25 protein-coding genes are annotated in these 24,803 nt (G+C 59.6%); 6 read left to right on the top strand and 19 right to left on the bottom strand.

The window, feature by feature from the left end; genetic code table 11:
* Window positions 1-39: 39 nt before the first annotated feature.
* Window positions 40-327 carry a glycogen-binding domain-containing protein gene (locus Q0K10_RS04940; protein WP_294504015.1) on the bottom strand — a complete coding sequence of 96 codons (288 nt, stop codon included), beginning with the start codon at window positions 325-327 and terminating at the stop codon, window positions 40-42.
* A 462-nt stretch (window positions 328-789) separates the two neighbouring features.
* On the opposite strand from Q0K10_RS04940, the gene Q0K10_RS04935 reads away from it, so the two are divergent.
* Window positions 790-2,241: an L-fucose/L-arabinose isomerase family protein gene (locus Q0K10_RS04935; protein WP_294504011.1), complete on the top strand. Its 1,452-nt coding sequence runs from the start codon at window positions 790-792 to the stop codon at window positions 2,239-2,241.
* On the opposite strand, the gene Q0K10_RS04930 is transcribed toward Q0K10_RS04935, so the two are convergent.
* The 8 genes from Q0K10_RS04930 to Q0K10_RS04895 form a co-directional block, all read right to left on the bottom strand.
* Complete coding sequence (locus Q0K10_RS04930) at window positions 2,234-2,719, bottom strand: CYTH domain-containing protein (protein WP_294504009.1); 486 nt, start codon at window positions 2,717-2,719, stop codon at window positions 2,234-2,236. The two genes, Q0K10_RS04935 and Q0K10_RS04930, sit on opposite strands and share 8 nt — an antisense overlap.
* On the bottom strand, window positions 2,719-3,753 hold the full coding sequence (locus tag Q0K10_RS04925) for an aldose epimerase family protein (protein WP_294504006.1): 1,035 nt from the start codon (window positions 3,751-3,753) through the stop codon (window positions 2,719-2,721). The genes Q0K10_RS04930 and Q0K10_RS04925 overlap by 1 nt, the downstream gene beginning before the upstream one ends.
* Window positions 3,744-4,694 carry a ribonuclease HIII gene (rnhC, locus tag Q0K10_RS04920; RefSeq protein WP_294504003.1) on the bottom strand — a complete coding sequence of 317 codons (951 nt, stop codon included), beginning with the start codon at window positions 4,692-4,694 and terminating at the stop codon, window positions 3,744-3,746. Before rnhC ends, Q0K10_RS04925 begins: the two co-directional genes overlap by 10 nt.
* Window positions 4,694-5,296 carry a recombination mediator RecR gene (recR, locus tag Q0K10_RS04915; protein WP_294503999.1) on the bottom strand — a complete coding sequence of 201 codons (603 nt, stop codon included), beginning with the start codon at window positions 5,294-5,296 and terminating at the stop codon, window positions 4,694-4,696. Before recR ends, rnhC begins: the two co-directional genes overlap by 1 nt.
* A gap of 16 nt (window positions 5,297-5,312) precedes the next feature.
* Entirely contained in the window at window positions 5,313-5,636 is a 324-nt protein-coding gene (locus Q0K10_RS04910) for a YbaB/EbfC family nucleoid-associated protein (protein WP_294503996.1), read from the bottom strand.
* Window positions 5,637-5,729: 93 nt separating this feature from the next.
* Entirely contained in the window at window positions 5,730-8,366 is a 2,637-nt protein-coding gene (secD, locus tag Q0K10_RS04905; RefSeq protein ID WP_294503992.1) for a protein translocase subunit SecD, read from the bottom strand.
* 24 nt (window positions 8,367-8,390) lie between these two features.
* Window positions 8,391-8,849, bottom strand: coding sequence for a preprotein translocase subunit YajC (yajC, locus tag Q0K10_RS04900; RefSeq protein ID WP_294503989.1), 459 nt, complete (start codon window positions 8,847-8,849; stop codon window positions 8,391-8,393).
* A 58-nt stretch (window positions 8,850-8,907) separates the two neighbouring features.
* Window positions 8,908-9,939 carry a tagaturonate epimerase family protein gene (locus Q0K10_RS04895; protein ID WP_294503986.1) on the bottom strand — a complete coding sequence of 344 codons (1,032 nt, stop codon included), beginning with the start codon at window positions 9,937-9,939 and terminating at the stop codon, window positions 8,908-8,910.
* A 110-nt stretch (window positions 9,940-10,049) separates the two neighbouring features.
* Here Q0K10_RS04895 and rhaM point away from each other — a divergent pair, with 110 nt between their 5' ends.
* On the top strand, window positions 10,050-10,364 hold the full coding sequence (rhaM, locus tag Q0K10_RS04890; RefSeq protein ID WP_294503983.1) for an L-rhamnose mutarotase: 315 nt from the start codon (window positions 10,050-10,052) through the stop codon (window positions 10,362-10,364).
* 35 nt (window positions 10,365-10,399) lie between these two features.
* On the opposite strand, the gene thiC is transcribed toward rhaM, so the two are convergent.
* The 6 genes from thiC to Q0K10_RS04860 are packed head-to-tail and all read right to left on the bottom strand — an operon-like array spanning window position 10,400 to window position 17,444.
* Window positions 10,400-11,698 (bottom strand): phosphomethylpyrimidine synthase ThiC, encoded by a 1,299-nt coding sequence (thiC, locus tag Q0K10_RS04885; RefSeq protein ID WP_294503981.1) that lies wholly within the window; start codon window positions 11,696-11,698, stop codon window positions 10,400-10,402.
* A gap of 59 nt (window positions 11,699-11,757) precedes the next feature.
* Window positions 11,758-13,053: a 3-deoxy-D-manno-octulosonic acid transferase gene (locus Q0K10_RS04880; protein ID WP_294503977.1), complete on the bottom strand. Its 1,296-nt coding sequence runs from the start codon at window positions 13,051-13,053 to the stop codon at window positions 11,758-11,760.
* Window positions 13,054-13,055: 2 nt separating this feature from the next.
* Window positions 13,056-14,891 carry a glutamine--fructose-6-phosphate transaminase (isomerizing) gene (glmS, locus tag Q0K10_RS04875; RefSeq protein WP_294503974.1) on the bottom strand — a complete coding sequence of 612 codons (1,836 nt, stop codon included), beginning with the start codon at window positions 14,889-14,891 and terminating at the stop codon, window positions 13,056-13,058.
* Between the two features lie 14 nt (window positions 14,892-14,905).
* Window positions 14,906-15,337, bottom strand: a complete 432-nt coding sequence (locus Q0K10_RS04870) for a hypothetical protein (RefSeq protein WP_294503971.1) — start codon at window positions 15,335-15,337, stop codon at window positions 14,906-14,908.
* A 16-nt stretch (window positions 15,338-15,353) separates the two neighbouring features.
* Window positions 15,354-17,126, bottom strand: coding sequence for a phosphoenolpyruvate--protein phosphotransferase (ptsP, locus tag Q0K10_RS04865; RefSeq protein WP_294503969.1), 1,773 nt, complete (start codon window positions 17,124-17,126; stop codon window positions 15,354-15,356).
* Window positions 17,127-17,147: 21 nt separating this feature from the next.
* Window positions 17,148-17,444, bottom strand: a complete 297-nt coding sequence (locus tag Q0K10_RS04860) for an HPr family phosphocarrier protein (protein WP_294503966.1) — start codon at window positions 17,442-17,444, stop codon at window positions 17,148-17,150.
* Window positions 17,445-17,708: 264 nt separating this feature from the next.
* Here Q0K10_RS04860 and Q0K10_RS04855 point away from each other — a divergent pair, with 264 nt between their 5' ends.
* Complete coding sequence (locus tag Q0K10_RS04855) at window positions 17,709-18,986, top strand: O-acetylhomoserine aminocarboxypropyltransferase/cysteine synthase family protein (RefSeq protein ID WP_294503963.1); 1,278 nt, start codon at window positions 17,709-17,711, stop codon at window positions 18,984-18,986.
* 62 nt (window positions 18,987-19,048) lie between these two features.
* Here the strand turns inward: Q0K10_RS04855 and Q0K10_RS04850 are convergent, their stop codons facing one another.
* Both Q0K10_RS04850 and Q0K10_RS04845 read right to left on the bottom strand, forming a co-directional pair.
* Window positions 19,049-19,966 (bottom strand): M48 family metalloprotease, encoded by a 918-nt coding sequence (locus Q0K10_RS04850; protein WP_294503961.1) that lies wholly within the window; start codon window positions 19,964-19,966, stop codon window positions 19,049-19,051.
* 1 nt (window position 19,967) lies between these two features.
* Entirely contained in the window at window positions 19,968-20,522 is a 555-nt protein-coding gene (locus Q0K10_RS04845; RefSeq protein WP_294503959.1) for a LemA family protein, read from the bottom strand.
* A gap of 225 nt (window positions 20,523-20,747) precedes the next feature.
* On the opposite strand from Q0K10_RS04845, the gene Q0K10_RS04840 reads away from it, so the two are divergent.
* The 3 genes from Q0K10_RS04840 to smpB are packed head-to-tail and all read left to right on the top strand — an operon-like array spanning window position 20,748 to window position 23,021.
* The gene (locus tag Q0K10_RS04840; RefSeq protein ID WP_294503955.1) at window positions 20,748-21,383 is read left to right on the top strand and encodes a nucleotide exchange factor GrpE; all 636 of its coding nucleotides are present in this window, start codon (window positions 20,748-20,750) and stop codon (window positions 21,381-21,383) included.
* 6 nt (window positions 21,384-21,389) lie between these two features.
* Window positions 21,390-22,547, top strand: a complete 1,158-nt coding sequence (dnaJ, locus tag Q0K10_RS04835) for a molecular chaperone DnaJ (protein WP_294503952.1) — start codon at window positions 21,390-21,392, stop codon at window positions 22,545-22,547.
* 12 nt (window positions 22,548-22,559) lie between these two features.
* Complete coding sequence (gene smpB, locus Q0K10_RS04830) at window positions 22,560-23,021, top strand: SsrA-binding protein SmpB (RefSeq protein ID WP_294503949.1); 462 nt, start codon at window positions 22,560-22,562, stop codon at window positions 23,019-23,021.
* A 38-nt stretch (window positions 23,022-23,059) separates the two neighbouring features.
* On the opposite strand, the gene Q0K10_RS04825 is transcribed toward smpB, so the two are convergent.
* Window positions 23,060-24,310 carry a sugar MFS transporter gene (locus Q0K10_RS04825; protein WP_294503947.1) on the bottom strand — a complete coding sequence of 417 codons (1,251 nt, stop codon included), beginning with the start codon at window positions 24,308-24,310 and terminating at the stop codon, window positions 23,060-23,062.
* Between the two features lie 14 nt (window positions 24,311-24,324).
* Window positions 24,325-24,792, bottom strand: coding sequence for a MarR family transcriptional regulator (locus Q0K10_RS04820; protein WP_294503943.1), 468 nt, complete (start codon window positions 24,790-24,792; stop codon window positions 24,325-24,327).
* Between the last annotated feature and the right edge of the window lie 11 nt (window positions 24,793-24,803).

Genomic DNA, 24,803 nt, shown 5'->3' with positions numbered 1-24,803 from the left:
CACCGCAACCTGCCGTCGCGGGGGACACCCGACGCAGGATTACTTCGCCTCCACCACCAGAACGCTGTTCAGAGAACCGATGTCGTTCGGCTTGAAATTCGGATTCCGGTCATCGATCCGCCAGTCGCCGTTCACAACGAACTTGTACTCGTAAGTGCCGGGTTCCAGCATCATCGTACCGGTATAGATGCCATCGCCGTTCTTGTCGACGAGCTGCTTATCCGGAAGCCACTCATTGAAGCTGCCGGCAACCGCCACGACCTTCCCGGGCTCGTCTTCCAGAAGGAAGGTCACCCGGCGTCTGACCGGGCGGTTCGATTTCGTCATGCTCTTTCCTGCCATCATACACCTCCGCTTTTGGGATTTCGTCTCGACTCAACTCCGCGTCCAGCCACGGAGCCCATGGGGCAATTATTCAACCTGTTTCCAATCAACCAAATACATAAAAAATCCACTCCCTGTCCTGCTTTCGAACTCTCGAAAAACATCCGGACTCTCCTCCCGGACTGTTATTAATATACTACGCAGCTTCCGGAATGTCAAATTTTATTTTTCAGGTAAAATGTTATCTTTCAATGAAAAAGATCGTGTCAATTTCAAATGTAAAATAATAAAATAATTTTACAAGATCATTCCGGGCGACAATCGAAGTCCTCAAACGAAGTCGTTTTGGACTGCATTGACTTTTAGCGAAAAACAGCACCGCCGGGAAATCTCCGCCTTGCCGGATGCCGCCCAGGCGACTATACTATTGGATAAACTGCACGATTCGAAAAAGAAAGGTTGAAAATGAAAATCGAAAGACGCAAACCGCTCACGGCACGCGCCGGAATCTTCGGTGTCGGACTCGACACCTACTGGAAACAGTTTCCCGGACTGCTCGAAGACCTGCTCGCCAAAAAAGAGACGCTCAAACACAAACTCGCCGCCCACAGCCTTGAACTCTTCGACTTCGGCATGATCGACAACGCGGAACGGGCCGCGGAAGCGCTTCCGAAAATCGAGGCCGCTGATCTGGACATTCTTTTCATCGACATGCTGACCTATGCGACGAGCGCGACGTACGGCATGATCGCGCGGCGCATGCAGATTCCTGTGATTCTCGTCGCCCTTCAGCCGCTCCAGGCGATGGATTATGAGCATGCGAACACCTACATGCAGCTCTGCAACGACGACCTGTGCTCGGTTCCGGAATTCACCGGCGTCGCGGTGCGCATGGGCAGACGTCCGCCGCCGGTCGTCCTCGGAATGCTTGAAAACGACGCCATTGCCGACGCCGAACTCGCCGAATGGTGCCGGGTGGCCCACGTCCTGCACGATCTGCGCCGCGCGCGCCTCGGCCACATGGGGCATGTGCTCGAAGCAATGCTCGACATGCAGACCGATCCCACTGCCGTCACAGCAGCCTTCGGCGCGCACGTCGTCCAGTGCGAAGCCGACGAACTTCTGCCGATCTATCGCGAAATCGATCCGGCCGGCGCGGAAGTCGCGGAAATGAAGAAACGCATTCTCTCGTTCTTCGACACTCCCGATCCGGTCTCGGATCCCCTGACGGAAAAATTGACCGACGCCGATCTGGAAACCGCCGCCGTCGCAGCCGTCGCGCTCGAGCGTTACGTCGCCATGAAAAGACTCGACGGACTCGCCTACTATTACGAGGCGGAGCCCGGTTCACTGCTGCGCAGGATCGTGACGAACTTCATCGTCGGGAATTCGCTCCTGACCGCGGCTGGATTTCCGATGTGCGGAGAATTCGATATCAAGACCTGCATTGCGATGCTGATTCTCGACCGTCTGGAAATCGGCGGCTCCTTTGCGGAGTTCCACCCGATCGACTTCGCGCGGGACACGGTTCTGGTCGGCCACGACGGCCCCCACCACCTGAACATCGCAAACGGCAGGCCCGTCATCCGCAGCCTCAAAAAATACCACGGCAAACCCGGCTCCGGCGCCGGCGTCGAATTCAACATCAAAACCGGTCCGATCACCATGCTCAGCATCAGTGTGAATGCGCAGGGGAAATTCAAGTTCATCGTCGCCGAAGGCGAATCGGTCGAGGGGCCGATCCCCCCCACGGGAAATACCAATACGCACGGAAAATTCCAGCCGGATGTGCGCACATTCCTGAAACGCTGGGCCGCGGCGGGACCGACCCACCACTTCGCGCTCGGCATCGGCCACCACGCGGAGACAATCCGCAAAGTTGCCGACGCACTCGGCATTGAAATCGAAATTATTTGACCGTGTCCGCCCAGTGCCGGTAGGGATTGCCGCTCAACGAACCATTCGTGTAGCGACGATCCCCCGACACTTCACGCCCGAGCCACGGCGGCGGCACGAAAGAAGCATCCGGGCTGTCCAGTTCCAGCTCGGCGGTGAGAAGCCCCTCGTTTTCCCCCAGATACTCGTCGACCTCCCAGGTGGCTCCGGCAAACGGCACGAGATAGCGCACTTTTTCCACGAGGCGCTCTCCGCAGAATTCGCGCAGCATCGCCTCCGCGTCCGCGACGGGAATCGCATATTCGAACTCACTGCGGGCAAAGTTTTTCGCCGCCCCCTTGACGGTCAGAAACGCCCTGTCCCCCGCGATCCGGACGCGGACGGTCGGCCCGTCCGGAGTGCGGGGGAAATATCCCTGAAGGATCCGCACGCCTCCAGCCGCCCCGGCACGCCAGTTGTCCGAGGCGAGCAGAAACTTGCGTTCGATTTCGACTCCCATTACTTCACGATTCCGAACTGATAGACTGTCGTCTGCTTGTAGGGGCGGCCAGGCTCCAGCCGCATGCTCGGGAATGCGGGATGATTGACCGCGTCGGGCCAGCGCTGCGCCTCAAGGCAGAACGCCCCGAACTGCGGATATCCTTTCCCGTTCTTGCCGATCGCGCTCCCGTTGAGGAAGTACCCCATGTAGAACTGAACGCCCGGCGCACTCGTGGAAACTCGCAATTCGATTCCGGTCGAATCGGAACTTGCCACCGCGATGTCACGCTTCATGATACCGTCGACATCGGAAAGGATGAAATTGTCATCGAATCCATTCGGCAGATCCGCGAGAATCTCACGGAAACTTCTGCCGCCATTCAAATCGTAGGGTGTGCCCGCCACGGCCGGGCAGTTCCCGGTCGGCGCCTTGTCTGCCCCGACCTCCGTACGGCGGTCGGCGCGCAGCCGGATCCGGTGATCGAGACAGCTCCCGGTCGCCTCTCCGGAAAGGTTGAAGTAGGCGTGATTCGTCATGCTGATGACCGTCGGGCGGTCGGAAGTCGCGGTGTAGTCGAGAATCAGCTCATTCGCCTCCGTCACCATGTAGATCAGCGTCACCTCGACCGCACCGGGAAATCCGGCATCGCCGTCGGGGCTGTGCAGTTTCAGCGCCAGCGTAACGTCATCGATCGGTTCCGCCTTCCAGAATCTCCGTCCCCAGCTCTCGCCTCCATGCAGCGTGTTGAGCCCGTTGCTGTCGTTCAGCGCAAGGCGGTACTCCTTCCCCTCGAAGGTGAAGCGTCCGCCCTTGATCCGGTTCGCGACGCGTCCGATGAGCGCGCCGAAAAACGGATCGTTCTCCTCGTAATCCGCCGGATTGCCGAACCCCAGCAGCACATCGACGCTCTTTCCGTTCCGGTCAGGCGTCCGGATGCTGACCAGCGCCCCGCCGAAATCGGTGATGTCCACTTCAAATCCGGACTTGTTCCGCAACCGATAGAGTTTTGCGGTCCGTCCATCCGAGCTCTTGAAAAAATCCATCACTTCCATGTTCCATCCTCCACGACCGGACTGCCGGTCAATTCGTTGCAGGTTTTAAAATGCAATTTTGCGCAGCGTTCAAACACCGACGCTCCGTAACGCTCCATCAATCGCCGCCCGGTCTCCCGCACCTGCGGTCCCGCACCGCGCGGCAACTCCTCTCCCAGTTCGGCCCCCAGTTTGGCCATGCCCTTCAGGAACTGTTCGCGCGAGAGGATGCTCGCGGCCGCCACCGCGACGTCGCTCTCGGCCCGAACCTGCTGATCAAGCTGAATTGCACGACCGCGCGTAAGCAGAGCACGCTGAATCAGCCGCTCATCCCCGAACTTGTCCGAAAGCATGCGCGGACATGTCGGAACCTTCTCCAGAAGATTTTCGATCACCCGCGCATGTCCCCACGCGAGCAGCCGATTCAAATTTCCGATCTTTGCGTAGAGTCGGTTGTACGCTTCCGGCCCGAGCGTTACAACCGTCCAGCCGTCGCCGACGGTTTCGCGGATCTTCGCGGCCAGTTCCATGATCTTTTTCGAACTCTTGATCAACTTCGAATCGCAGCAGCCGATCTCGCGCAACTTCGGCCCGGTCGCGCCATCCGCATAGACTCCCGCAATGCAGAGCGGTCCGAAAAAATCTCCCTTGCCGCTCTCATCCACTCCGCCGTGCGGATCGACCGGCTCCTCTTTCGACTCCTCCGCGTAACCAAACCCGAACGTGTGCAGAATCTCCGGCTCCAGCACAAAAGTTACGAAATCCGCCGTTCCGCCGCCCTGCACGGTCAGTTTCCCGGAGTTGTACGCGACGACATTCGTTTTCTCACGCACGGCTTTCCAGCGGGCATAAGGCTGTTCCGAAAAACGCCAGCCGCGCGCATCGAGCAGAATCCGCAACGCCTCGGCCTGTTCCTCCGTCACCGTGCAGACGTAGCTGGTCACTTTCCTGTTTTCCGCCATTACTTCACCTCGGTTCGTCCGGTCAGCGCGGCCGTGATCGTCGCCCCATCCGCATACGAAAGATTCGCTCCGGCGGGGAGTCCAAGTGCGGGCTGCGTGACCCGCACAGGTGTTTCGCGCAGCAATCCGGCGATGTAAACTGCCGTCGCACGCCCTTCCACATCGCTGCTCAACGCGAGAATCACCTCACGAACGCTGCCGGAACGGGCGCGCTCAAGCAATCTCGGCAGATTCAACCCGGAACCGGTCTCCGCATCCATCGGAGAAATCCGTCCGCCAAGCACGTGATAGCGACCGCGGAAATTGCCGCTCGACTCGATCGCGAACATCTGCGCCATCGTCTCAACCACACACACAATCCCCGGATCGCGCCGCGGCTCGCGGCAGACCGCGCAGAGCTCCCCGGCATCCGCCAGAGCTCCGCATTCGGGACAGACCCCGACCGTCCGCGGCAACGAACTGAGCAGCGTACCGAGAAATTCGAGCTTTTCCGGCTCCCACTCCAGAAGCGACAGAGCCAGGCGCTCCGCTCCGCGCCGACCGATGCCGGGCAGCTGTTTCAGCGCCGCAATCAAAGACTCCATCGCCTCGGGATAGTGCATCGTCAACGTCTCTCCGTCAGAAAATTCCCGGCAGATTGACGCCAAGTCCGCCGGTCACCTCATTCATCTTCTCCTGCGCGGTCGCCTTCGCCGCCGCGAGCGCCGAATTCGTCGCGACCAGAATCTGCTCTTCGAGCGCGGCGCGATCCTTCAGCGCCTCGTCGGAGAGACTGACCTCCTTCACCCGGAAATCCCCCGTCACCGTCACCCGCACCTGGCAGCCGGGACTCGACGCGGAGAACTCCATCGTCGGCATCTCCTCCTTGAATTTCTTCAGATTCGCCTGGATGTCCTTCGCCTTGGACATCATTTTCGCAAGTTCGCCCAGATTACCGAACATATCGTTACAACCTTTTCCTTCTTCTTCCGTTTCATCAAAAAAGCCGGCCTGGTTCTGAAACAAGCCGGCTGCTCCATCCGAATTTCAATCGGATTATCTGCTCTCCCCGGCCGCTTTTTCCGGCCCGGTCTTTTTCTCCGCCTTCACATTGTTGTTGTTCGCGGAGGATTCTTTCGCATGCCACAGCGAAACCAGCTGCGGCGAGATGTAGATCGACGAGTAGGTGCCGATCACGATGCCGAGCATCATGATGAGCACAAAGTCGTTGATCGCCGCACCCGCTCCGAGGAACAGCACGAACACCACGATGAATGTGGTCAAGCTCGTCAGAATCGTCCGGTTCAACGTCTGGTTGACCGAGAGATTCACATTCTCGTCGAACGTCTTGCACGTCCCGAGATTCCGGTTCTCGCGGATGCGGTCGAAGATGACCACCGTATCGTTGATCGAATAGCCGATCACGGTCAGCAGCGCGGCCACCACCGTCAGCGACACCGTCCGCCCCGTCGCAAGGAAGATCCCCAGCGAGATGATCACGTCATGCGCCAGCGCGAGAATACTCGACAGCGCATAGGTGAACTCGTACCGCAGCGAAATATAGATCCCGATGCCGATGATCGAGAGCCCGATCGCGATGAACGCCGCCTTGGTGAACTCCCGGCCGATCAGACCGCCGACGCTCGATTCGAGCCCGCCTGAGAACTGCGCCTGCGGGAACTTCTCGTTCAGCAGCTTCAACAGAAGATCTTTCGGGCTGGCCGTGGAGTCGATCCGCCCGGTCTGATCGCCGCGCACGAGAATCTCCATCTCCTGCGCACCGTCGATCGCATTGTATTTGTAGGTGACTGTCCCCTCATATCCCGCGGCGGCGAGCGCCTTTTCGATCTGCTCCTGCGGAATCTGCTCGACATAGTTGAACGACACCTGCGTACCGCCGGTGAAGTCGATCCCGAGCATCCCGCGCCCGAGCACCGCAAAGAGCACAAACGAAGCGACGATCAGAATCCCCGAGAACGCAAACACCTTTCCGCGCATCGCCCGGAAGTTGTAATGCGCATTCTTGAAGAACTGCATCATCGTGAGTTTCTGAAGTTTTGTGTAGGCGAAGAGGTAGTCGAAGATCAGCCGCGTCACGAAGAGCGCCGTGAACAAGCTCGAAAGAATACCGATCGACAGCGTTACGGCAAATCCCTTGACCGCGCCCGTGCCGACGTACATCAGAATGATCGCGGTGATCAGCGTCGTGATGTTCGCATCGAACACCGCCGAAAACGCCCGGCTGTAGCCGAGATCGACCGCCGTCCGCAGATTTTTGCCGGCGGCAAGCTCCTCGCGGATTCGCTCGAACACCAGCACGTTCGCGTCGACCGCCATACCGATCGTCAGCACGATACCCGCAATACCGGGCAGCGTCAGCGTCGCGTTGAACGCCGCAAGCGCACCGAGCACAAGCACGATGTTGAGCGCGAGCGCGCACACCGCGATAAATCCGGAAAGCCGATAGTAGATGCACATGAATACCGCCACGGCCAGCAGCGAAATCACGCCCACCCAGATGCCGTTCGCAACATTCGCGGCCCCAAGTTTCGGGTCGGTGTCGAACACCGCGTCGATCTTGATCTGGAACGGGAAGCTGCCGGAAACCAGCGCATCGGCGATGCTCTTGCACTCCTCCTCCGAGAAGCGGCCGGTGATCTGGGCGCTGCCGCCCGTGATCGCGTCGTTGATCCGCGGCGCGCAGTAGAGCTGGCCGTCGAGCACGATCGCCATCGAGCGGCCGATGTTCTCCCGGGTCACTTCGGCGAACTGCGCAGCGCCGCGCGAGTTGAACGCCAGCATGATCATCCGCTGCCCGAACTGATCCTTGTTCGCATGGGCGCTGACGATGTCCTTGCCGGTCATCTTCGGCATCTTTTCAACCACGTAATAGGTCACGAGCGGCGCCTGTCCGGGACGGAACTCACTGGTTTTCATAAGTTCGTAACCGAACGGCGGAACAAAGTTCTTCTCGTTCTCCGGCGTGATGCCGCTCACGAGCTGTGCGTTGTTCTCATGCACCATGCGGAAGTTCAGTTTCGCACTCATCTTGATGAGGTTCATGAGCTTGACCTTCTCATCCTTCGCCACGACCGGCGCGCGCAGAGAAACGTACGAGTCACCGCTCGGAGCGATCTCCGCCTCGAAGATCTTCTGCCCCTCAAGACGCTTGCGAAGCGTCTCAATGGCAATGTCACGATAGCGGTCGAAGTTGGTCTGCCGTTCCGCCGCACTCTGCTTCTCCGCCTCAGTCTGCTCTCCGCCAAGCTCCTTGCTGAGATCCTCGTCCGGCACAAGCTGGAGGATAAACTCCACACCGCCGTTCAGATCGAGTCCCAGACGGATCGAACTCGACGCATGCTTGCGGATCACGCTCATCACGTCGCGGTTGTCTTCCAGATCACTGCCCTTGACCATTTTGGTCAGATCCACGCCGGAATCATCGGCGGCTTTCAGCAGCGCCTGCGACTGGAAGAGATTCGGATCGGCTTTGCGCAGCGCCTCCGCCTCTTTCACGAGTTTCTCGGCATCCGCCTGAACTTTCTTCGCCTCTTCCGGATCCGCCGGCTTGACCAGCAGCCCGAGGAACGTTTCATAATAATCCCGCTCGAACAACGGGTGAATCGCGGAGACGAACACCCCCACGACCACCAGCACGATGAGCGTCCGCAAAATCAACGGTCTCTTGTTCATTCCCGTTCGTCCTGTTTCCGTGTATTATTTTTTCTCGGCCGGGGCGGCGGTTTCAGTGACCGGCTCGGCCACGCCGTTCTTGATCACTTCCACAACGACCTTGTCGGCGATTTCCACCATGTAGCTCTTCTCGCGAACCTCGACAACCGTGCCGAACATGCCGGTGTTCAGCATGACGCGCGTCCCCTTCGCGATGGTGTCAAGCATCTGCTGACGCTTCTGCTGCTGCTTCTTCTGAGAGCGGAACGTGAAGAAGAACATCACGCCGAGCACGATGAGCATCAGAATGATCGGGTTCCCCCAGATCGGCACGCTCTGCTGTTCGGCAGGCTTCTGCTGCACCGGCTCGGCAACCTGCTGGACAGCCTGCCCGACCTGCGCCGCCGACTGCTGCGCAGCGTTGCCCGCTCCCTGCGGGGCTCCGGGTCCGATGGTGATGGTATTCGGGGCGGCGGCGTCGGCCATGATGAAATTCAAACTCATGTTTTCTCCTTACAAGGTTGTTGTTGAAAATGCGTTTATCCTCTAATATTACATCCATTTACGTTTCTTTCAAGCCCGAACCGTGGAAATGGTTCGTAAAATCCGTACCAAACTCCAGATGCACGAGATCAGCCTCCGTCTCGCGGACAGCGTGAAGCATTTCCGCCGGAATCGAAATCCGGTATCCGCCGAAGGTACGGGCTATCGCGCAATGACGGCGCAGCAATGCGGCAAACGCCGCCGGCTCCTCCGGCCAGCGCAGAAACAGAATCGCAAACTCCACGTTGCGTTTCCGCATCTCTCTTACGACAAACAGATGTTCCCCGGGCCGGGTCGGCTCCCCGCCCGCGTCGAGCGCGATTCCGAGAGAGCATCGCCGTTCCCCTCCCCCCGCTTTCGCGGCAAAATCCGCAAGTCCGCCGCAGGAGGCGCAGCAGTGCGCCGCCGTCTCCGCGTCGAACACCACAACTTCGGAACCGAGCACAAACCGTTTCCCGGCGTACTCCTCCTCCTGGCCGGAAGCGCCGCAGGGACGCAACACCGCCAGTGTCGCTCCGGACCGGAAGATCCGTTCCGCCTCCACCGGAGTCGATGCAACCCCGCCGTTCACCGCGTATCCACTTCGAAAATCGGCCGTGAACATGAGGAAAACCACCTCATCCGCCTTCCCGGAAACCACCGGAAACCAGCCCGCTTTCCGTACAACGTCGAGCCGTTTCCCCGCATCATCGCCAAGTTCGAACCCCGCACTCCGGCCCGTTTCCGGAACCTGTTTCGGCGCACACCACGGGAAGTGGCGTCGCAGCGCGGCCGCGTTGGCCGCGGAGAACTCTCCGTTCAACAGCACGCCACCGTCGTCGAGCGCGAACCGCTCCCCTTCGAATCCATCCGGCAGCCGTTTTCTGCAATCCGCCACCACAAGCAGCCGTCGATCTCCGGGGGCTCCCCCCGTCAGAACTGCGCTCATTCCGAGCTTATGGACGGAATCAGGCTCGAACGGGAACGCAGGGTCCGCCCCGCGGAGCCGCCTCCGCAGCTCCTCTTCGCTGCTGCCGAGCAGCGCAAGGATGTTTCGGGCTAAATTCAGCATTTTCTCTCCGCAATAAACCGTTCCCGCCGAACCGGCGTGAAAACATGAATTCTCACGCTTGCAATTTTCCGTTTCCGTGCCACATTAACACCAAAAAGGAGACCCGCATCATGATCCGCGACGCATTCAAAATGAAACTCAAACCCGGCTGCATCGACGAATACCGCAAACGCCATAACGAAATCTGGCCGGAACTCGTCAAGGCCCATTCCGACTGCGGCATATCGGACTATACCATCTTCTTCGACGAAGAGACCCTCACGCTCTTCGCGTTCCGCCGCCTCACCCCGGACAACACCGCCGACCGGATGGGCGAACTCGATATCGTCAAGCGGTGGTGGGCTTTCAACCGCGACCTGATGGAGGTCCATCCGGACAACTCCCCGGTATTCACCCCGCTGACCGAGATATTCCACATGGACTGAAACCGGCCGGGAACTCCCCGCCGGCTTCTCATCGCTCACAACCCCTTGCTGATCCGGATCGAACAGAAGTTCGGTCCGCACATCGTGCAGAAACGCTCATCGCCGTGGCCGTGATCGGGCGGCAGATCGCGTTCGGCCAGCGCTTCGGCGCGAAGTTCCCTGGCCTTCTCCGGATCGAGCGCAAGCTCGAACTGTTTCTCCCAGTCGAACTCCGCCCTCGCCCGGCTGATCGCATCGTCACGGTCGCGGGCCCCCGGCTTGCCGAGCGCAACATCCGCCGCGTGCGCCGCGATCTTGTAGGCGATCACGCCGTCGCGCACATCCCGGGCATTCGGCAATCCGAGATGCTCCTTCGGCGTCACATAGCAGAGCATCGCCGCCCCGGAATAAGCCGCCATCGTCGCACCGATCGCACTCGTGATGTGGTCATATCCCGGCGCGCAGTCGATCACCACCGGGCCGAGCACGTAGAACGGCGCGTCATCACACCGCTCCTGTTCGCGCTTCATATTCATCGCCACCTCGTTGAACGGGATGTGGCCCGGCCCTTCCACCATCGCCTGCACGTCGGCAGCGCGGCAGCGCCGGACGAGTTCGCCGAGCACATCGAGCTCCGCGAACTGCGCCTCGTCGCTCGCATCAGCGAGACACCCGGGACGCATGCCGTCTCCAAGAGAGAGCGTCACGTCGTAACGGCGGCAGATCTCAAGGATCCGGTCGAATGCCGTGTAGAACGGATTCTCTTTCTCAAACCGGCTCATCCACGCCGCGAGGATCGATCCTCCGCGGCTCACAATGCGCAGCAGCCGCTTCTTCGCGGCCGGAATTTGCGCCCGCAGCAGCCCGGCGTGGATCGTCATATAGTCGACTCCCTGTTCCGCCTGCTCCTCCATGACCTGCAAAATCAGCTCCTCGGTCATGTTCTCTACCGTGCCGCAGCGGGCGAGCACCTCGTAAAGCGGAACCGTTCCGACCGGAATCGGGCTGTGCCCGATGATCGACCGTCGAATCTCGTTGATGTTCCCGCCCGTGCTCAGGTCCATGACCGTGTCGGCACCGAATTTCACCGAATACTCAAGCTTTTCGAGCTCCTGGCGCGGACAGCTCGCCACCGAAGAGTTCCCGATGTTCGCATTGATCTTGGTTTTCAAAATCCGTCCGATGCCGATCGGATTCAAATTTCTGTGGTTGATGTTCGCGGGAATGACGATCGTCCCCGCTGCAACCCCCTCGCGGATCTGCTCCGCCGGAAGCTGTTCCTGTTCCGCAACGCGCCGCATTGCCTCCGTGATGATTCCGGCCTTCGCCTGCGCCGGCTGGGTCATCGTATCCATCGCAACTCCTTCTTGTATCGACTCCATTCGGGCGGAACGCCGATTCCGCGCCGTCTCAATCATTTCCCACTGTTTTCCGCGAGCAGCTTTTCAAGCGACTCGATCGTACGGTCGGCGGCTCCGGCGTGGCGGCGGATCGCCCTGCCCGCCCGCTCGCCGAGTTCGCGCCGCAGCGTCTCATCGGTCAGAAGCCGGTGCAGCTGCCCGTAAAGCTCCCCGTCCCCTGTCACGGTCGCAACCGCGTTCTCCTGCAGAAGCACCTTCAGGATGAAACGGAAATTGCGCAGCACATGCCCGGTCACGATCGGCTTGCCGAGCAATGCCGGCTCAATGAGGTTGTGCCCCTCGTCGTGGCCCGCGAGACTCTTGCCCATGATCACAAGATCCGCACCGTTCATGAGCTTCAGCATCTCTCCGGTCGTATCCGCCAGCAGCACGTCAACCGATTCTCCGTCGACGCCCCCCGCACTGCGGCGGACAAAACTCAATCCGAGCTTTTTAAGCATCGCGGCAATATCATCCGCCCGTTCGACATGACGCGGAACCAGCACGAGCTTCAGGTCCGGAATCTCTTTGCGCAACCGCAGAAAAGTCTCGGCAACAAGCTCCTCTTCGCCCGGATGCGTGGAGGCCGCCAGCAAAATCAGATGCTTTCCAGGACCGAAACATGTCTCATAACCCGCATCCGGCAGGTCGGCGGGCGCCTTCTGGTCGAACTTCAGATTCCCGACAACGACCACGTTCGCCTCAGGCGAGACCGAACGAAACCGCTCCGCATCCGCATCCGTCTGCACCGAAATCAGATCGAACATCCGCAGCAGAGGCCCGAAAAAGAAGCGGATCTTGCGGTATCCCCGCACCGAGTGGTCCGACATGCGTCCGTTCACCAGCGTGACCGGGATTCCCCGCCGGCGCGTCTCGGCCACGAGGTTCGGCCAGATCTCCGTCTCGAAAATCACCAGCATCGACGGCTGCAGAATCTTCAGCGTTTTCCGAACCATCCAGAGAAAATCGATCGGGCAGAAAATCACCGCCGTATTCTCCGGCGCCTGGTTGCGAACCAGCTCCTGCCCCGTCGTGGTCGTCGTAGAGACGATGAACTTCCGCTCCGGATGCGCGGCCCGCCAGGAACGCAGCAGCGACAGCGCCACCACCGCCTCTCCGACGCTCACGGCATGAATCCAGATCGCACCGTGGTATGCTTCGAGCTCCCGAACCCGCTCCGGCGAAAAACAGCCGAACCGCTCGGAAAACGTATCCTTCCAACCCGGACGATTCCGGTATTTCAGATACAATCCCGGCACATAAAACAAAAAGCCGATCGGCATGAAAAGATTGTAGAAAAAACGAAACATGATTATTCCACCGTTACACTCTTTGCAAGATTCCGCGGCTGGTCGATCTCACAACCCCGTTCCACCGCGATATAATAGGCGAACAACTGAAGCGCCACCGCCGTCGGCAACGGCGCGATGAAACGCGAGCACGCCGGAACGAAAATCACATCATCGGTCAACGTCTCCACCTCACGGTCGCCGACCGTCGCAACCGCCGCAACCGGGGCGCGCCGCGCCCGGCACTCCTGAATATTCCCGAGAATCTTGTCCCGCCCCGGAATGTCGTTCGCCAACGCCAGAACCGGATGCCGCTCGTCAAGCAGCGCGATCGGCCCGTGTTTGAGCTCCGCGGCGTGATACCCTTCGGCATGAACGTAACTGATCTCCTTGAGTTTCAAAGCCCCTTCAAGCGCCGTCGGATAGAGGCAGCCGCGCCCGATGTAGAAAAAGTCGTCAAACCCGGCGTATCGCTTTGCAATCTCCCGAATCTTTTCCGCCTGTGCAAGCACACTTCGAATCAGTTCCGGCGTCTGCTCGATCTCGCGCGCAAGTTCACAGCCTTCGCTGCGGCTGAGCCGCCGGTTCCGACCGAGCAGCAGCGCCATCAGCAGCAGCACCGCCACCTGGCTCGAAAACGCCTTCGTCGACGCAACGCTGATCTCGGGCCCCGCATGGAGGTAGACCCCCCTCCCCGCCTCCCGGGCAATCGTTGACCCGACCACGTTGCAGAGCGCCGTGACCAGCGCCCCCTTGCCGACCGCCTCGCGAACCGCCGCGATCGTGTCGGCCGTCTCGCCGGACTGACTGATCGGAATAACCAGCGTGTTCGGTTCGATGATCGGATTGCGATAGCGGAACTCCGCAGCCTGTTCGACGGAAGTCGAGATTCCGGCAATGTCCTCGAAATAATACTCCCCGACCATACCCGCGTGCATGCTGCTGCCGCACCCGGCAATCACGATCCGCGAAATCTGCGCCAGATCGCGCGGCGAAAGCTCCAGCCCGTTCAAAATCGCATTGCCCATCTCAAGGCTGATCCGGCCGCGGATTGCGTTCTCGACCGTCTCGGGCTGCTCGAAGATCTCCTTGAGCATGAAATGCGGATAGTTTCCCTTTTCCGCCGCAGCCGCATCCCAGTCGATCTTCGCGACCTCGCGCTCGACCGGAACATTCGAGACATCCCGCAGATCGATCGAGTCCGGCCGGATTGCGGCAATGTCTCCGTCGTTGAGGTAAATGACTTTGCGCGTGTGCGCAAGCAGCGCGGCGATGTCGCTGGCGATCAGGTTCTCCCCCTCACCCAGCCCGATCACCAGCGGACTGCCCTTGCGCGCCGCAACAATGAGCCCGGGATGCCGGCTCGAAACCACCGCGATTCCATAAGTTCCCGAAAGCTGGCGAACCGCCGCAGCCGTCGCCGCCAGAAGATCCCCCTCATAGGCCTCGGCAATCAGATGCACGATCACTTCCGAGTCGGTCTCCGAGCGGAAATGATATCCTTTCTTCAACAGATGCGCCCGCAGCTCATGGTGGTTTTCGACGATGCCGTTGTGGACAATCGCAAACTCGTACCGCTCGTCACAATGCGGATGCGCATTGACCGCAGACGGCACACCATGAGTCGCCCACCGCGTGTGTGCAATCCCGCAGACGGCGGAGCCGTCGATCCCGGCCGCGGCAGAAAAAGCAGCCTCCAGGCGCGCGACCTTGCCGACCTCTTTGATTTCAGAAAGCATTCCAGCTCCGACCAGAGCCATTCCCGCGGAGTCGTATCCGCGATATTCCAAGCGCTTGAGCCCGTCCAGCAGGATCGGCGCCGCTTCCCGGCTGCCGGTGTACCCGATGATTCCGCACATATGACTGACTCCTGTTACTCCATATCCCGGGAGAAGTGGATGCCGATGTACTCCACCGCCTCCTCCAGCGAACCGAGAATCTTCGTGCAGTAACGCACCATCCACGGACTGCACTCCCGGTATTCATAGGGGGAGAACGCCACCACGAACTTCCCCAGCACGTGCGAGGCATAGAACACCTCCATGCTCGTCCCGATGCTCGGCCGGCTGTAATTTACCAGAATGATGTCCGCATTGCGCACATCGAGCAGATCGAACTCCACAATCTCATTCGCACTGTCCACCTCACGGTCGACGAACTTGCGGCGCATCGGATCGAGCAGCCGGTATTTCCCTGCAAAGAGCCGTTTCGCAGACTCCCGCCATTCGCGCGCCACACCTTCATGTTCATCCATGATCGGGCCGGAAAGATAAATCGTCTTGAAAAGTTGTTTCCCGTTGTCCATTACAATCAGATATTTCTCAGATATTGACCACTTCAGGGGCGCGCTGGTTGATGAGCGCCTCCGCCACCGCCAGCGCATCGGTCGCATTCGAGCAGCCGAGCGCGGCCTGTGCGGCCTGTTCCATTTCATACATCGACATGCTGCGGATCACACGCCGCACCACCGCGATCGACGTCGGCGACATGCTCAGCTCATGCACGCCGAGCCCGACCAGCAGCGGAACCATGTACACATCCGCCGCGACCTGCCCGCAGACACTGACCCAGATGTTGTGCCGCTTTGCGGCCTCCACACAGAGCCGGATCAGCTCCAGAATCGCCGGATGCGACGGCCGGTACAGATAGGCGACCCGCTCATTTCCACGGTCGATCGCCATCGTATACTGCACGAGATCGTTCGTTCCAATGCTGAAAAAGTCGACCATCGGCGCGAATTTATCCGCCATCAGCGCGGCCGCCGGCGTCTCGATCATGACACCAAGCGAAAGATTCGACACATGCTCCTTGCCTTCGGCATCAAGCTGCTGATGAAGCTGCCCGAGAATCGAGCGCACTTCGATCACCTCGCGAACGCTGCTGACCATCGGCAGCATCACCCGCAGATTTCCGAACACCCCCGCCCGCAGCAGCGCGCGCAACTGCGTCTCGAGGATATCCCGCCGCTCATGCAGACAGAGCCGGATCCCGCGCAATCCGAGAAACGGATTTTCCTCGCTCGTTCGATAGATGTTCGTATTGAACTTGTCGCCGCCGACGTCCAGCGTGCGCACAATGAGCGGTGCATTGTCGCATGCGACGAGAAGTTTTTTGTAAACCTCAAACTGTTCCTCCTCGTCCGGCAGCTTCTGCCGGTTCATGAAGAGATACTCCGTGCGGAACAACCCGATTCCGCTCGCACCGCTGCGTTTCACTTCCGCAACCTTGTCCGGCGAATCCAGATTCGCGGCAAGCTGCACAATGAAGCCGTCGGTCGTCTCGGGATGCAGTTCATTTTCTCTCTCAAGCTGACTGCGGAGCTGCCCGGCCTCCGCTTTTTTGAGCCGGTACGCCTCCTCGGTGCGGGCATCGGGATTGATGACCAGCTTTCCGCTGAATCCGTCGACAATGAGCTTATCCTCGGCGGAGAGCTGCTCCGGCAGCTCCGGCGGAATCCCCACGATCGCGGGAAGCCCCATCGACCGCGCAAGAATCGCCGTATGACTCGTGGCGCTCCCGGTCGCAACCGCGAATCCAAGCACCTTGCCGATCTCCAGCCCCGCGGTCTCCGAGGGGGAGAGTGTATGTGCAACGATGATCCGCCGGTCATCCATGTCGATCTCATGCCCGTGAACGTGGATATTTGTCAGGTTGGAGAGAATCCGGGCGGAAACATCGCGAATGTCGGCGGCGCGTTCGCGCAAATACTCATCCGGCATCTCCGAAAAAACATGAGCAAAATGTTCACAGGCAAGATAAAGCGCATATTCCGCAGCAAACAGCTTTTCGCGGATCCCCTTCTCGACCTCGGCGCTGAACGTGCGGTCGTCGACAAGCATGATGTGGGCATCGAAAATTTCGGCATCCTGCGCGCGAAGTTTGTCGCGCACCTCGCGACGGAGCTCCACAAGCTGCGTGCGCGTCAGAGCCAATGCGGCGGAATAGCGGGAGAGTTCCGCCGGGATCTCGTCTTTGGTGATCTTATGCGGCTCGGGCTCCAGACAACCGGCAGGCCCGGTAAGTCGCGCCGTCCGCCCGATCGCAATACCGGGAGAGACCGCGATCGCCTGAATCGTCTGTGTCGGGAGTGCCATTTCTGCGTCTCGCTCCTTTGTCTACTTTTCCTCGCCGAAGTTCGACTCGAAAAACTCCACCGCCGCCTTGAACGCGGCCTCCGCCTGCGGGCCGGAAGCGCGAAGCATCAGCCTGGTGCCCTTTCCGGCCGCGAGCATCAGGAGGGAAAGCACACTCCGGCAGTCCGCCTCGCCCTCTTCGCCGTCTCCGATCTTTTCGACGCTCATGGACGCATCGAATGACGAAGCGATCCGAACCAGCTGGGCGGCAGGCCGCGCATGCAGCCCCATGGTGTTGCCCACGGTGATCTCCCGCTCGAAAACTTTCCCCGCACTCATCTGCGCCAACAGCTCCCGTTGTATTTGGAACGGATCACAGACGCCATCCCGCCGGAAAAGATTCTGCAATCGGCCCGTTTCAGTTTCTCTTACGTTCACAGTTGATTAATGTACACCGTTTTCCGACAAAAAGCAACCGGCAGGCGCTTGTAAATTCGGTTTTCAACGATTATATTCATCGTGCACACCTCAAAAAGAAATGCGGCGCAGCGCCTGAAAAAACGCTCCGCCTCTGTAAAAAAACGACAAAGGAAACACTCCATCATGAATGAGAACTGGAAAATCGAAACCCGCGCGGTCCAGGCCGGCTATCAGCCCGGCAACGGCGACCCGCGCGTGCTGCCGCTCTACCAGAGCACCACGTACAAATACGATGACGCGCAAAGCGTGGCGGATCTCTTCGACCTCAAACGCGAGGGATTCTTCTACACCCGGCTCGCGAATCCGACCGTCGACGCGTTCGAGCGCAAAATGGCCGCGCTCGAAGGGGGAGTCGCCGCCGTCGCGGTCAGCGCCGGCCAGACCGCATCGATGCTTTCCATCCTGAACCTCGCCCAGGCGGGGGATCACATCGTCGCGGTCGCAAGTCTCTACGGCGGAACGGTCTCTCTGTTCACCAACACATTCAAGAAACTCGGAATCGACGTCACGTTCGTGCAGCCGGACGCCGATTCGGATACGGTTCGCGCGGCGATCCGGCCGAACACGAAGGCGCTCTTCTCCGAAACGCTTGCGAATCCGGCGCTCATCGTGCTCGACATCGAACGGTTTGCCGCGATTGCGCACGAGGCGGGCATCCCGCTCATTGTGGACAACACGTTCCCGACGCCTTACCTCTGCCGCCCGTTCGAGTTCGGCGCGGACATCGTAACCCATTCAACCAGCAAATACACCGACGGTCACGCCATGGCGATCGGCGGAATCATCATCGAAAAGGGCGGATTCAACTGGAGCAACGGGAAATTCCCCGGATTCACCGAACCCGATCCGGCCTATCACGGGCTGGTCTATGTGGACAGCTTCAAGGAGGCCCCCTACTCCGTGAAACTGCGCGTGCAGTACATCCGCGACATGGGCGTCCCGATGGCGCCGTTCAATGCGCTGCTCGCAAACCTCGGGCTGGAAACGCTGCACGTGCGCATGCAGCGCCACTGCGAAAACGCCCAGGCGATGGCGGAATTTCTGGAAAAACACCCGAAGGTCAGCTGGGTCAACTACCCCGGGCTTCCGTCGAGCAGTCAGCATGAACTTGCGAAAAAGTATCTGCCCAAAGGGTGTTCCGGCGTGATCTGCTTCGGAGTCAAGGGCGGCAAGGCGGCGGGCGAACGGGTCATGAACTCCCTGAAACTCGCAGCCATCGTGGTTCACGTCGCGGACGTGCGCACGAGCGTGCTGCACCCGGCCAGCATGACCCACCGCCAGCTCACGGACGAGGAGCTCAAGGCCGCCGGCGTCTCGCCGGACATGATCCGTCTCTCGGTCGGAATCGAAAACATCGAGGATATCAAGGCCGACTTCGACCAGGCGCTCGCCAACGCCTGACGGAAACCGGAGGGAACGAAAAACGCCCGGAACCCCCGGGCGTTTTTCTTTTGCACTCCTCCTCAGCGCTCCCCTCCGGAGAGCGCCCACAGCCGCTTGATCCGTTCGGAGATCGGCGGATGGGTGGCAAACAAACTTTCGGCTCCGCCGCGCAGCTTCAACTCCGGGTTTACGATGAAGAGCGGCGCGACCGAGCGGCTCGTCCTGTACGGAACCGCATCCCCTGCGAGCTTCGCAAGCGCATCGGCCAGACCGTCCGGGTTGCGCGTGAATTCCACAGCCGACGCGTCCGCAAGATACTCCCGCTGACGGCTCATCGCCATCTGGATGAGTGCCGTGATGATCGGCGCAAGAATCGCAAACACGATCCCGACCAGCATCAGAATCGCCTGAATGCCGCCATCCCGGTCGTTGCGCCGACGGCCGCCGGAGAAGAAAGTCGAACGCAGGAACAGATCCGCCAGCAGCACGATCGCACCGGCCATGACCGCCATCAGCATCGTATAGCGGATGTCAAAATTCCGGATGTGCCCGATTTCATGTGCGATCACCCCCTGGAGCTCGTCGCGGCTGAGTCTGCTGCGCAGCCCTTCCGTGACCGCCACGGCCGCATGAGCGGGATCGACTCCGGTGGCGAACGCATTCATCGCCTTCGTGTTGATGACGAAAACACGCGGCATCGGAACTCCGGCCGCGATCGACATCTCCTCGACCACGTTGAAGAGCTGCGGATCATCCTCTTTGGAGATCTCATGCGCGCCGCTGACGGCAAGCAGCGTCCCGCTCCCCGCGAACCACGAAAAGAGAAAGACGATGCAGGCCGTCCCGAGCGCGATCAGCAGCCCGATCGGCCAGCTTCCATAAGCTCCGCCGAACACAACTCCGAGCGCGATGAGCAGCAGAAACATCCCGGCGATCAGAAACCAGCTGTTGCGCTTGTTCGCAGCGATCAACTGATGAAACGTTTTCGGAGGACGCATCTCAGAACTTCACCTTCGGGACTTCCCGTTCGGCGGGATCGGTGATCTGCCAGAGCTCGGCATCGGTGAAGTGGAACATTCCGGCGATGATGTTCGAGGGGAACACGGCAATCGCGGTATTGTAGTTCGTTGCGCTGTCGTTGTAGTGCTGACGCGCGAACGAGATTTTGTTCTCGGTCGATGTGAGCTCTTCCTGAAGCTGCAGGAAGTTCTCGTTCGCCTTCAGCTGCGGATAGGCCTCCATCTGCACCATCAAGCCATGCAGCGCGCCGGTCAACGCAGTTTCGGCGGCGATCTTCCCGCTGGTATCGGTTGCGGCCAGCGCATTCGAACGGGCCAGCGTGACCTTCTCGAAGACCGAAGCCTCGTGCGCAGCGTATCCCTTGACGGTTTCGATGAGATTCGGGATCAAATCGCAACGCCGCTTGAGCTGAACATCGATCTGCGACCAGGCGTTGTCCACCTGCTTCTTTGACCGAACCAGCCTGTTGTACATTCCGATCACGATCAGTGCAAGCACAACGATCACCGCCAGAACAATCAAACCAGCTATCATCTTCATTCCCCCTTTTGGTTATATCTGCGTGAAGGTCACCGTATAACGTAAAAGATTTCACGAAAATAACAAGTCTTCCGATGAAAAAATTCCGGAAAAATGTGCAGCGCCTCAAGCTTTGCAGTTCGTGAAAACGTAAAAAATGTTAATCACTCCTATTGATTTCCGGCAGTTTCCCCTTATATTAATAATTCATCCAGATCAGACAAAGGAGTATTTACAGATATGAGTCACAAACATCACGAAAAGAATCACGCAGAGAGCCCGGAAGAGTTTCTTCCCGTCGAAGAGCCGGAAGAGACGTTTGCCGAGCAGCAGAATGCGGAAACACAGCCAGACCCCGAAACCCAGGAGGATCCGGTGAAAAAAGAGCTCGAAGCCCTCAAGTCCGAACTCGCGGCCGTACAGGAGAAACTGATCTATCTCCAGGCCGACTATCAGAACTACCGCAAACGCGCCTCGAAGGACATCAGCGACGCCCGGATCTACGGCGCAGCCAATGCGCTTGAGCCGTTCATCACCGTCTATGACTACCTCATAATGGCGCGCAAGGCCTCGGAGAAGTCGGACAAGATCGACCAGATCCGGCAGGGACTTACGATGATCATCGACCAGTATTTGAAGGCGTTTGAGGAGTCCGGCGTAAAGCGGATCGAGACAGTCGGAACTCCGTTCGACCCGACCATCCACGAGGCGGTCGCGCGGGAAGCGTCGGACGAAGTTCCGGAAGGAATCATTCTCAAGGAGTGGAGCGGCGGATACCGGTTCGGTGAACGGCTGCTGCGCCCCGCGAAGGTGGTTGTCTCCTCCGGTCCCAAGGCGGAACAAACGGAGGACTCTTCCGCGGAGAAGGAGGCATAAGCAATTATGGCTCAGGATTTTTATCAGACACTCGGCGTCGACCGCAACGCAACGCTCGACGACCTTAAAAAAGCGTATCGCAAACTTGCGATCAAGTACCATCCGGACAAGAATCCGGGCAACAAGGAAGCCGAGGAAAAATTCAAGGAAGTTTCTCTCGCCTATGAGACCTTGAGCAATCCCGAAAAGCGGCGCCAGTACGACCAGTTCGGCCACGACGCCTACACCAGCAGCCAGCGGGGCGGCGCGGGTCCTGACTTCAACGCCCAGGATATCTTCAGCCAGTTTTTCGGTGGCGGTGGCGGAGGTGGCGGATTCTCGTTCGAAGATCTGTTCGGCGGCGGCGGCGGACGCAGACGGCGCGATCCGAACGGACCCGTGCGAGGCAACGACCTCCGGTATGACCTTGAGATTGATTTCGAAGACGCGGTTTACGGCGCCGAAAAACGGATCACGATTCCCCGGCTGGTCGAGTGCCCCGACTGTTCCGGCAGCGGCTGTGAGCCCGGGACCGGGCGGAAAACCTGCACCCAGTGCGGCGGCCAGGGCCGTATCCACGTCTCGCAGGGATTCTTCAGCATCCAGCAAGCGTGCCCGAAGTGCCAGGGCACCGGCCAGATCATCGAAAAACCCTGTCGCAAATGCCACGGACAAGGAAGAATTCGTCAGGAGAAATCGTTCTCGCTGCGGATTCAGCCCGGTGTCGACACCGGCTCGCAGATGCGGGTCGCGGGCAAGGGGGAGGACGGTCTGCGCGGCGGCGCTGCCGGCGACCTTTATGTGGTGATCCACGTCCGGCCCAGCGCGGTCTTTCAGCGCAGTGAAAATGACCTCAAGTGCGAGGTGCCGATTTCGTTTGAGGCCGCCGTCGCGGGCGGAACCGTCGAGGTTCCGAGTCTGACCGGAAAGACGAAAATGCGGATTCCGCCGGGGACTCAGTCCGGCACGGTATTGCGGCTCAAGGGCAAGGGGGTTCCGTCGTTGCGCGGCGGTGCTCGCGGCGACCTTCATGTGCGGGTCATGGTCGAGAGCCCCGTCGGACTCACAGCGGAACAACTTGAGCTGCTCCGGAAATTCAACGCGTCCCTCACCCCGAAAAATCTGCCGCGCCGCAAGGCGTTCGAGGATCGCGCACAGAATTTCCTGCGCGAAACCAAAGCATAACGGAGGAGAGCCATGCCGAGACGGAATCCGGACGAACCGGTCCTTGCGACCAACAAAAAAGCCTTTCATGACTACAACATCATCGAACGGTTTGAGGCCGGCGTGCAGCTGGTCGGGACGGAGGTCAAGAGCTGCCGGGCGAAGTCGATCACGATGATCGACTCCTACGTCACGATCCGGAACGGGCAGGCATGGCTTGAAAACATGCACATCGCCCCTTACGGGTTCGGCAACCGCTTCAACCACGAGGCCAAACAGACCAGACGGCTGTTGCTGCACAAGAACGAGATTCTCAAACTCGCCCAGTGGATCGGCACAAAGGGGGGGACGGTCATCCCGTTGAAGGTCTATCTCAAGCAGGGGCTTGTGAAGATCGAAATCGCCTATTGCCAGGGGAAAACCCACAGCGACAAGCGGGAGACGCTGCGCAAGCGGCAGGACGATCTCGATATGCGCCGCGCGGTAAAACGGTAAATCGGCTCCGGGGCAAGTTCCCGGAGTCGATCTGCCGTTCACGCCGCGCCGGAGAGTTTCCGCCGTCCGGCAAGCACCCAGCATTCGAGGTAAATCACCACCGCGAAAAGGGCGAGACAGACGGGAATGACCAGAATTCCGCCCCGAAGTCCGTAACAGTCACCGATCACTCCCATCAGCAACGTGAAGATGCCGCACCCCGGGATTCCCAGAGCCGAAAAGCAGATGTAAAGCATGGTCGAATCGAGTTCCGGCATGGTCGTCACCCCGTAAACCTGCACCGACGGCCAGAAGGTCGACACCCCGATTCCGGAGAAGATGAGCAGCAGAAAAAGAAGCGGGAATCCCAATGCGGGCGGCATTACGCCCGGCCTCAGAAACGCCAGCAGCAGCGTCACCGGAATCGTGCAGAGAGCACTCCCGAGCAGAACATACCGGATATCGTTCGGGCGGGCGAAAAAACCGAATCCGCTCCGACCGAGGAACATCCCGAACGCCACCGCCCCGGTTCCAAGTCCGGCCACCCAGGCGCCCGTGTGAAAATTGAGCTGCACGTAGGCGGCCGACCAGAAAGTCAGCCCGAATTCCGCGCCGGCGCCGAAGAACATCGCCAGACTGCAGAGCCAGAACCGTGGGACCCGCACAATCGCGGCAGTCTGCCGCACAATCTCACGGAATCCCGGACCGGAACACCTCTCCGGATATTTTTTCCGGGGATTCTCCCGCCAGAGGAAGGATGCCGAGGCGAAAAGCGTGACCAGTCCGATGCCGCCGAGAATGGTGCGCCAACCCGTCCCGAGCGTCCAGAGCCCGCCGACGACGATCACCACAAGGCCGATTCCGATCGACCAGAACGAGTGCGCGATGTTTACATATCGCTCGGGGGCATCGGGATGAAGATCCTGTACAAACGGAGTGGCGATCCCCTCGCAGATTCCCTCCCCGAACCCGGCGACGAGCAGACACGGAATCAGCATCCAGTATCCGGAGGCCAGAGAGCACAGCAACGTCCCCGCCCCCATGAAAAGCAGGCAACCGCCCATGGAAAGCCGCTTCCCGAACCGACCCGCGATGCTCCCGCACAGCAGCAGCGCCGCAACCATCGCCGCGCTGCGGAACAAATGAAGCATTCCGCCGGCGGCCATTCCGCCGCGGTCGAGCGGGAACTCCAGCGTCTCGCCGATCTCCACGATCATGAGTGGAATCGAAAGCGAACAAAGCGCAAAGCAGACGGAGGCGGAAAAGGCCGCATAATCATAACGGCCGAACCGCAGAGCGTTCCGCGTCATGACAAACTCCGGCGTTACTCCTGATCGCCGCAGTGGTTGAAGACGAAATCGTGAAACTTCGCCATCACGGACATGAAAATGGCGCGCTCATTTTCTTCGAGCGACTCCAGAAAATCAATGGTCTGCCTGTCGAATGTCTGCTCGCACTCCAAAAATTTCTTCCGGCTGAACGGCGCAAGGGTGATCGCGACCGCGCGGCGGTCCTGCGGATTGTGTTCCCTCGTGAGCATTCCCTTCCGGACGAGCGCATCGACCATCTCGGAAGCGGCGGCCGGGGTGATTGACAGCGATTCCGCCAGAACCTTCAGTGTGACTCCCTCCGGATATTCCCGGTTCAGAACATAGACGATCTTGATCATCCGCAACTGATTGAAGGTCATATTCACCAGCAGTTGCTTGTAATCGCTCGAACCGATGTCGCGCATACGGTCGGCGAGGGAGAACATCTGCTGCCAGAGCGCGGTCGCTTCTTCTGTTTTCATTCCTGTATTAC

The organism is uncultured Victivallis sp., assembly GCF_944391105.1.
In the GTDB taxonomy this organism is placed as follows: domain Bacteria; phylum Verrucomicrobiota; class Lentisphaeria; order Victivallales; family Victivallaceae; genus Victivallis.
This window is presented reverse-complemented; position numbering and strand designations above follow the sequence as displayed.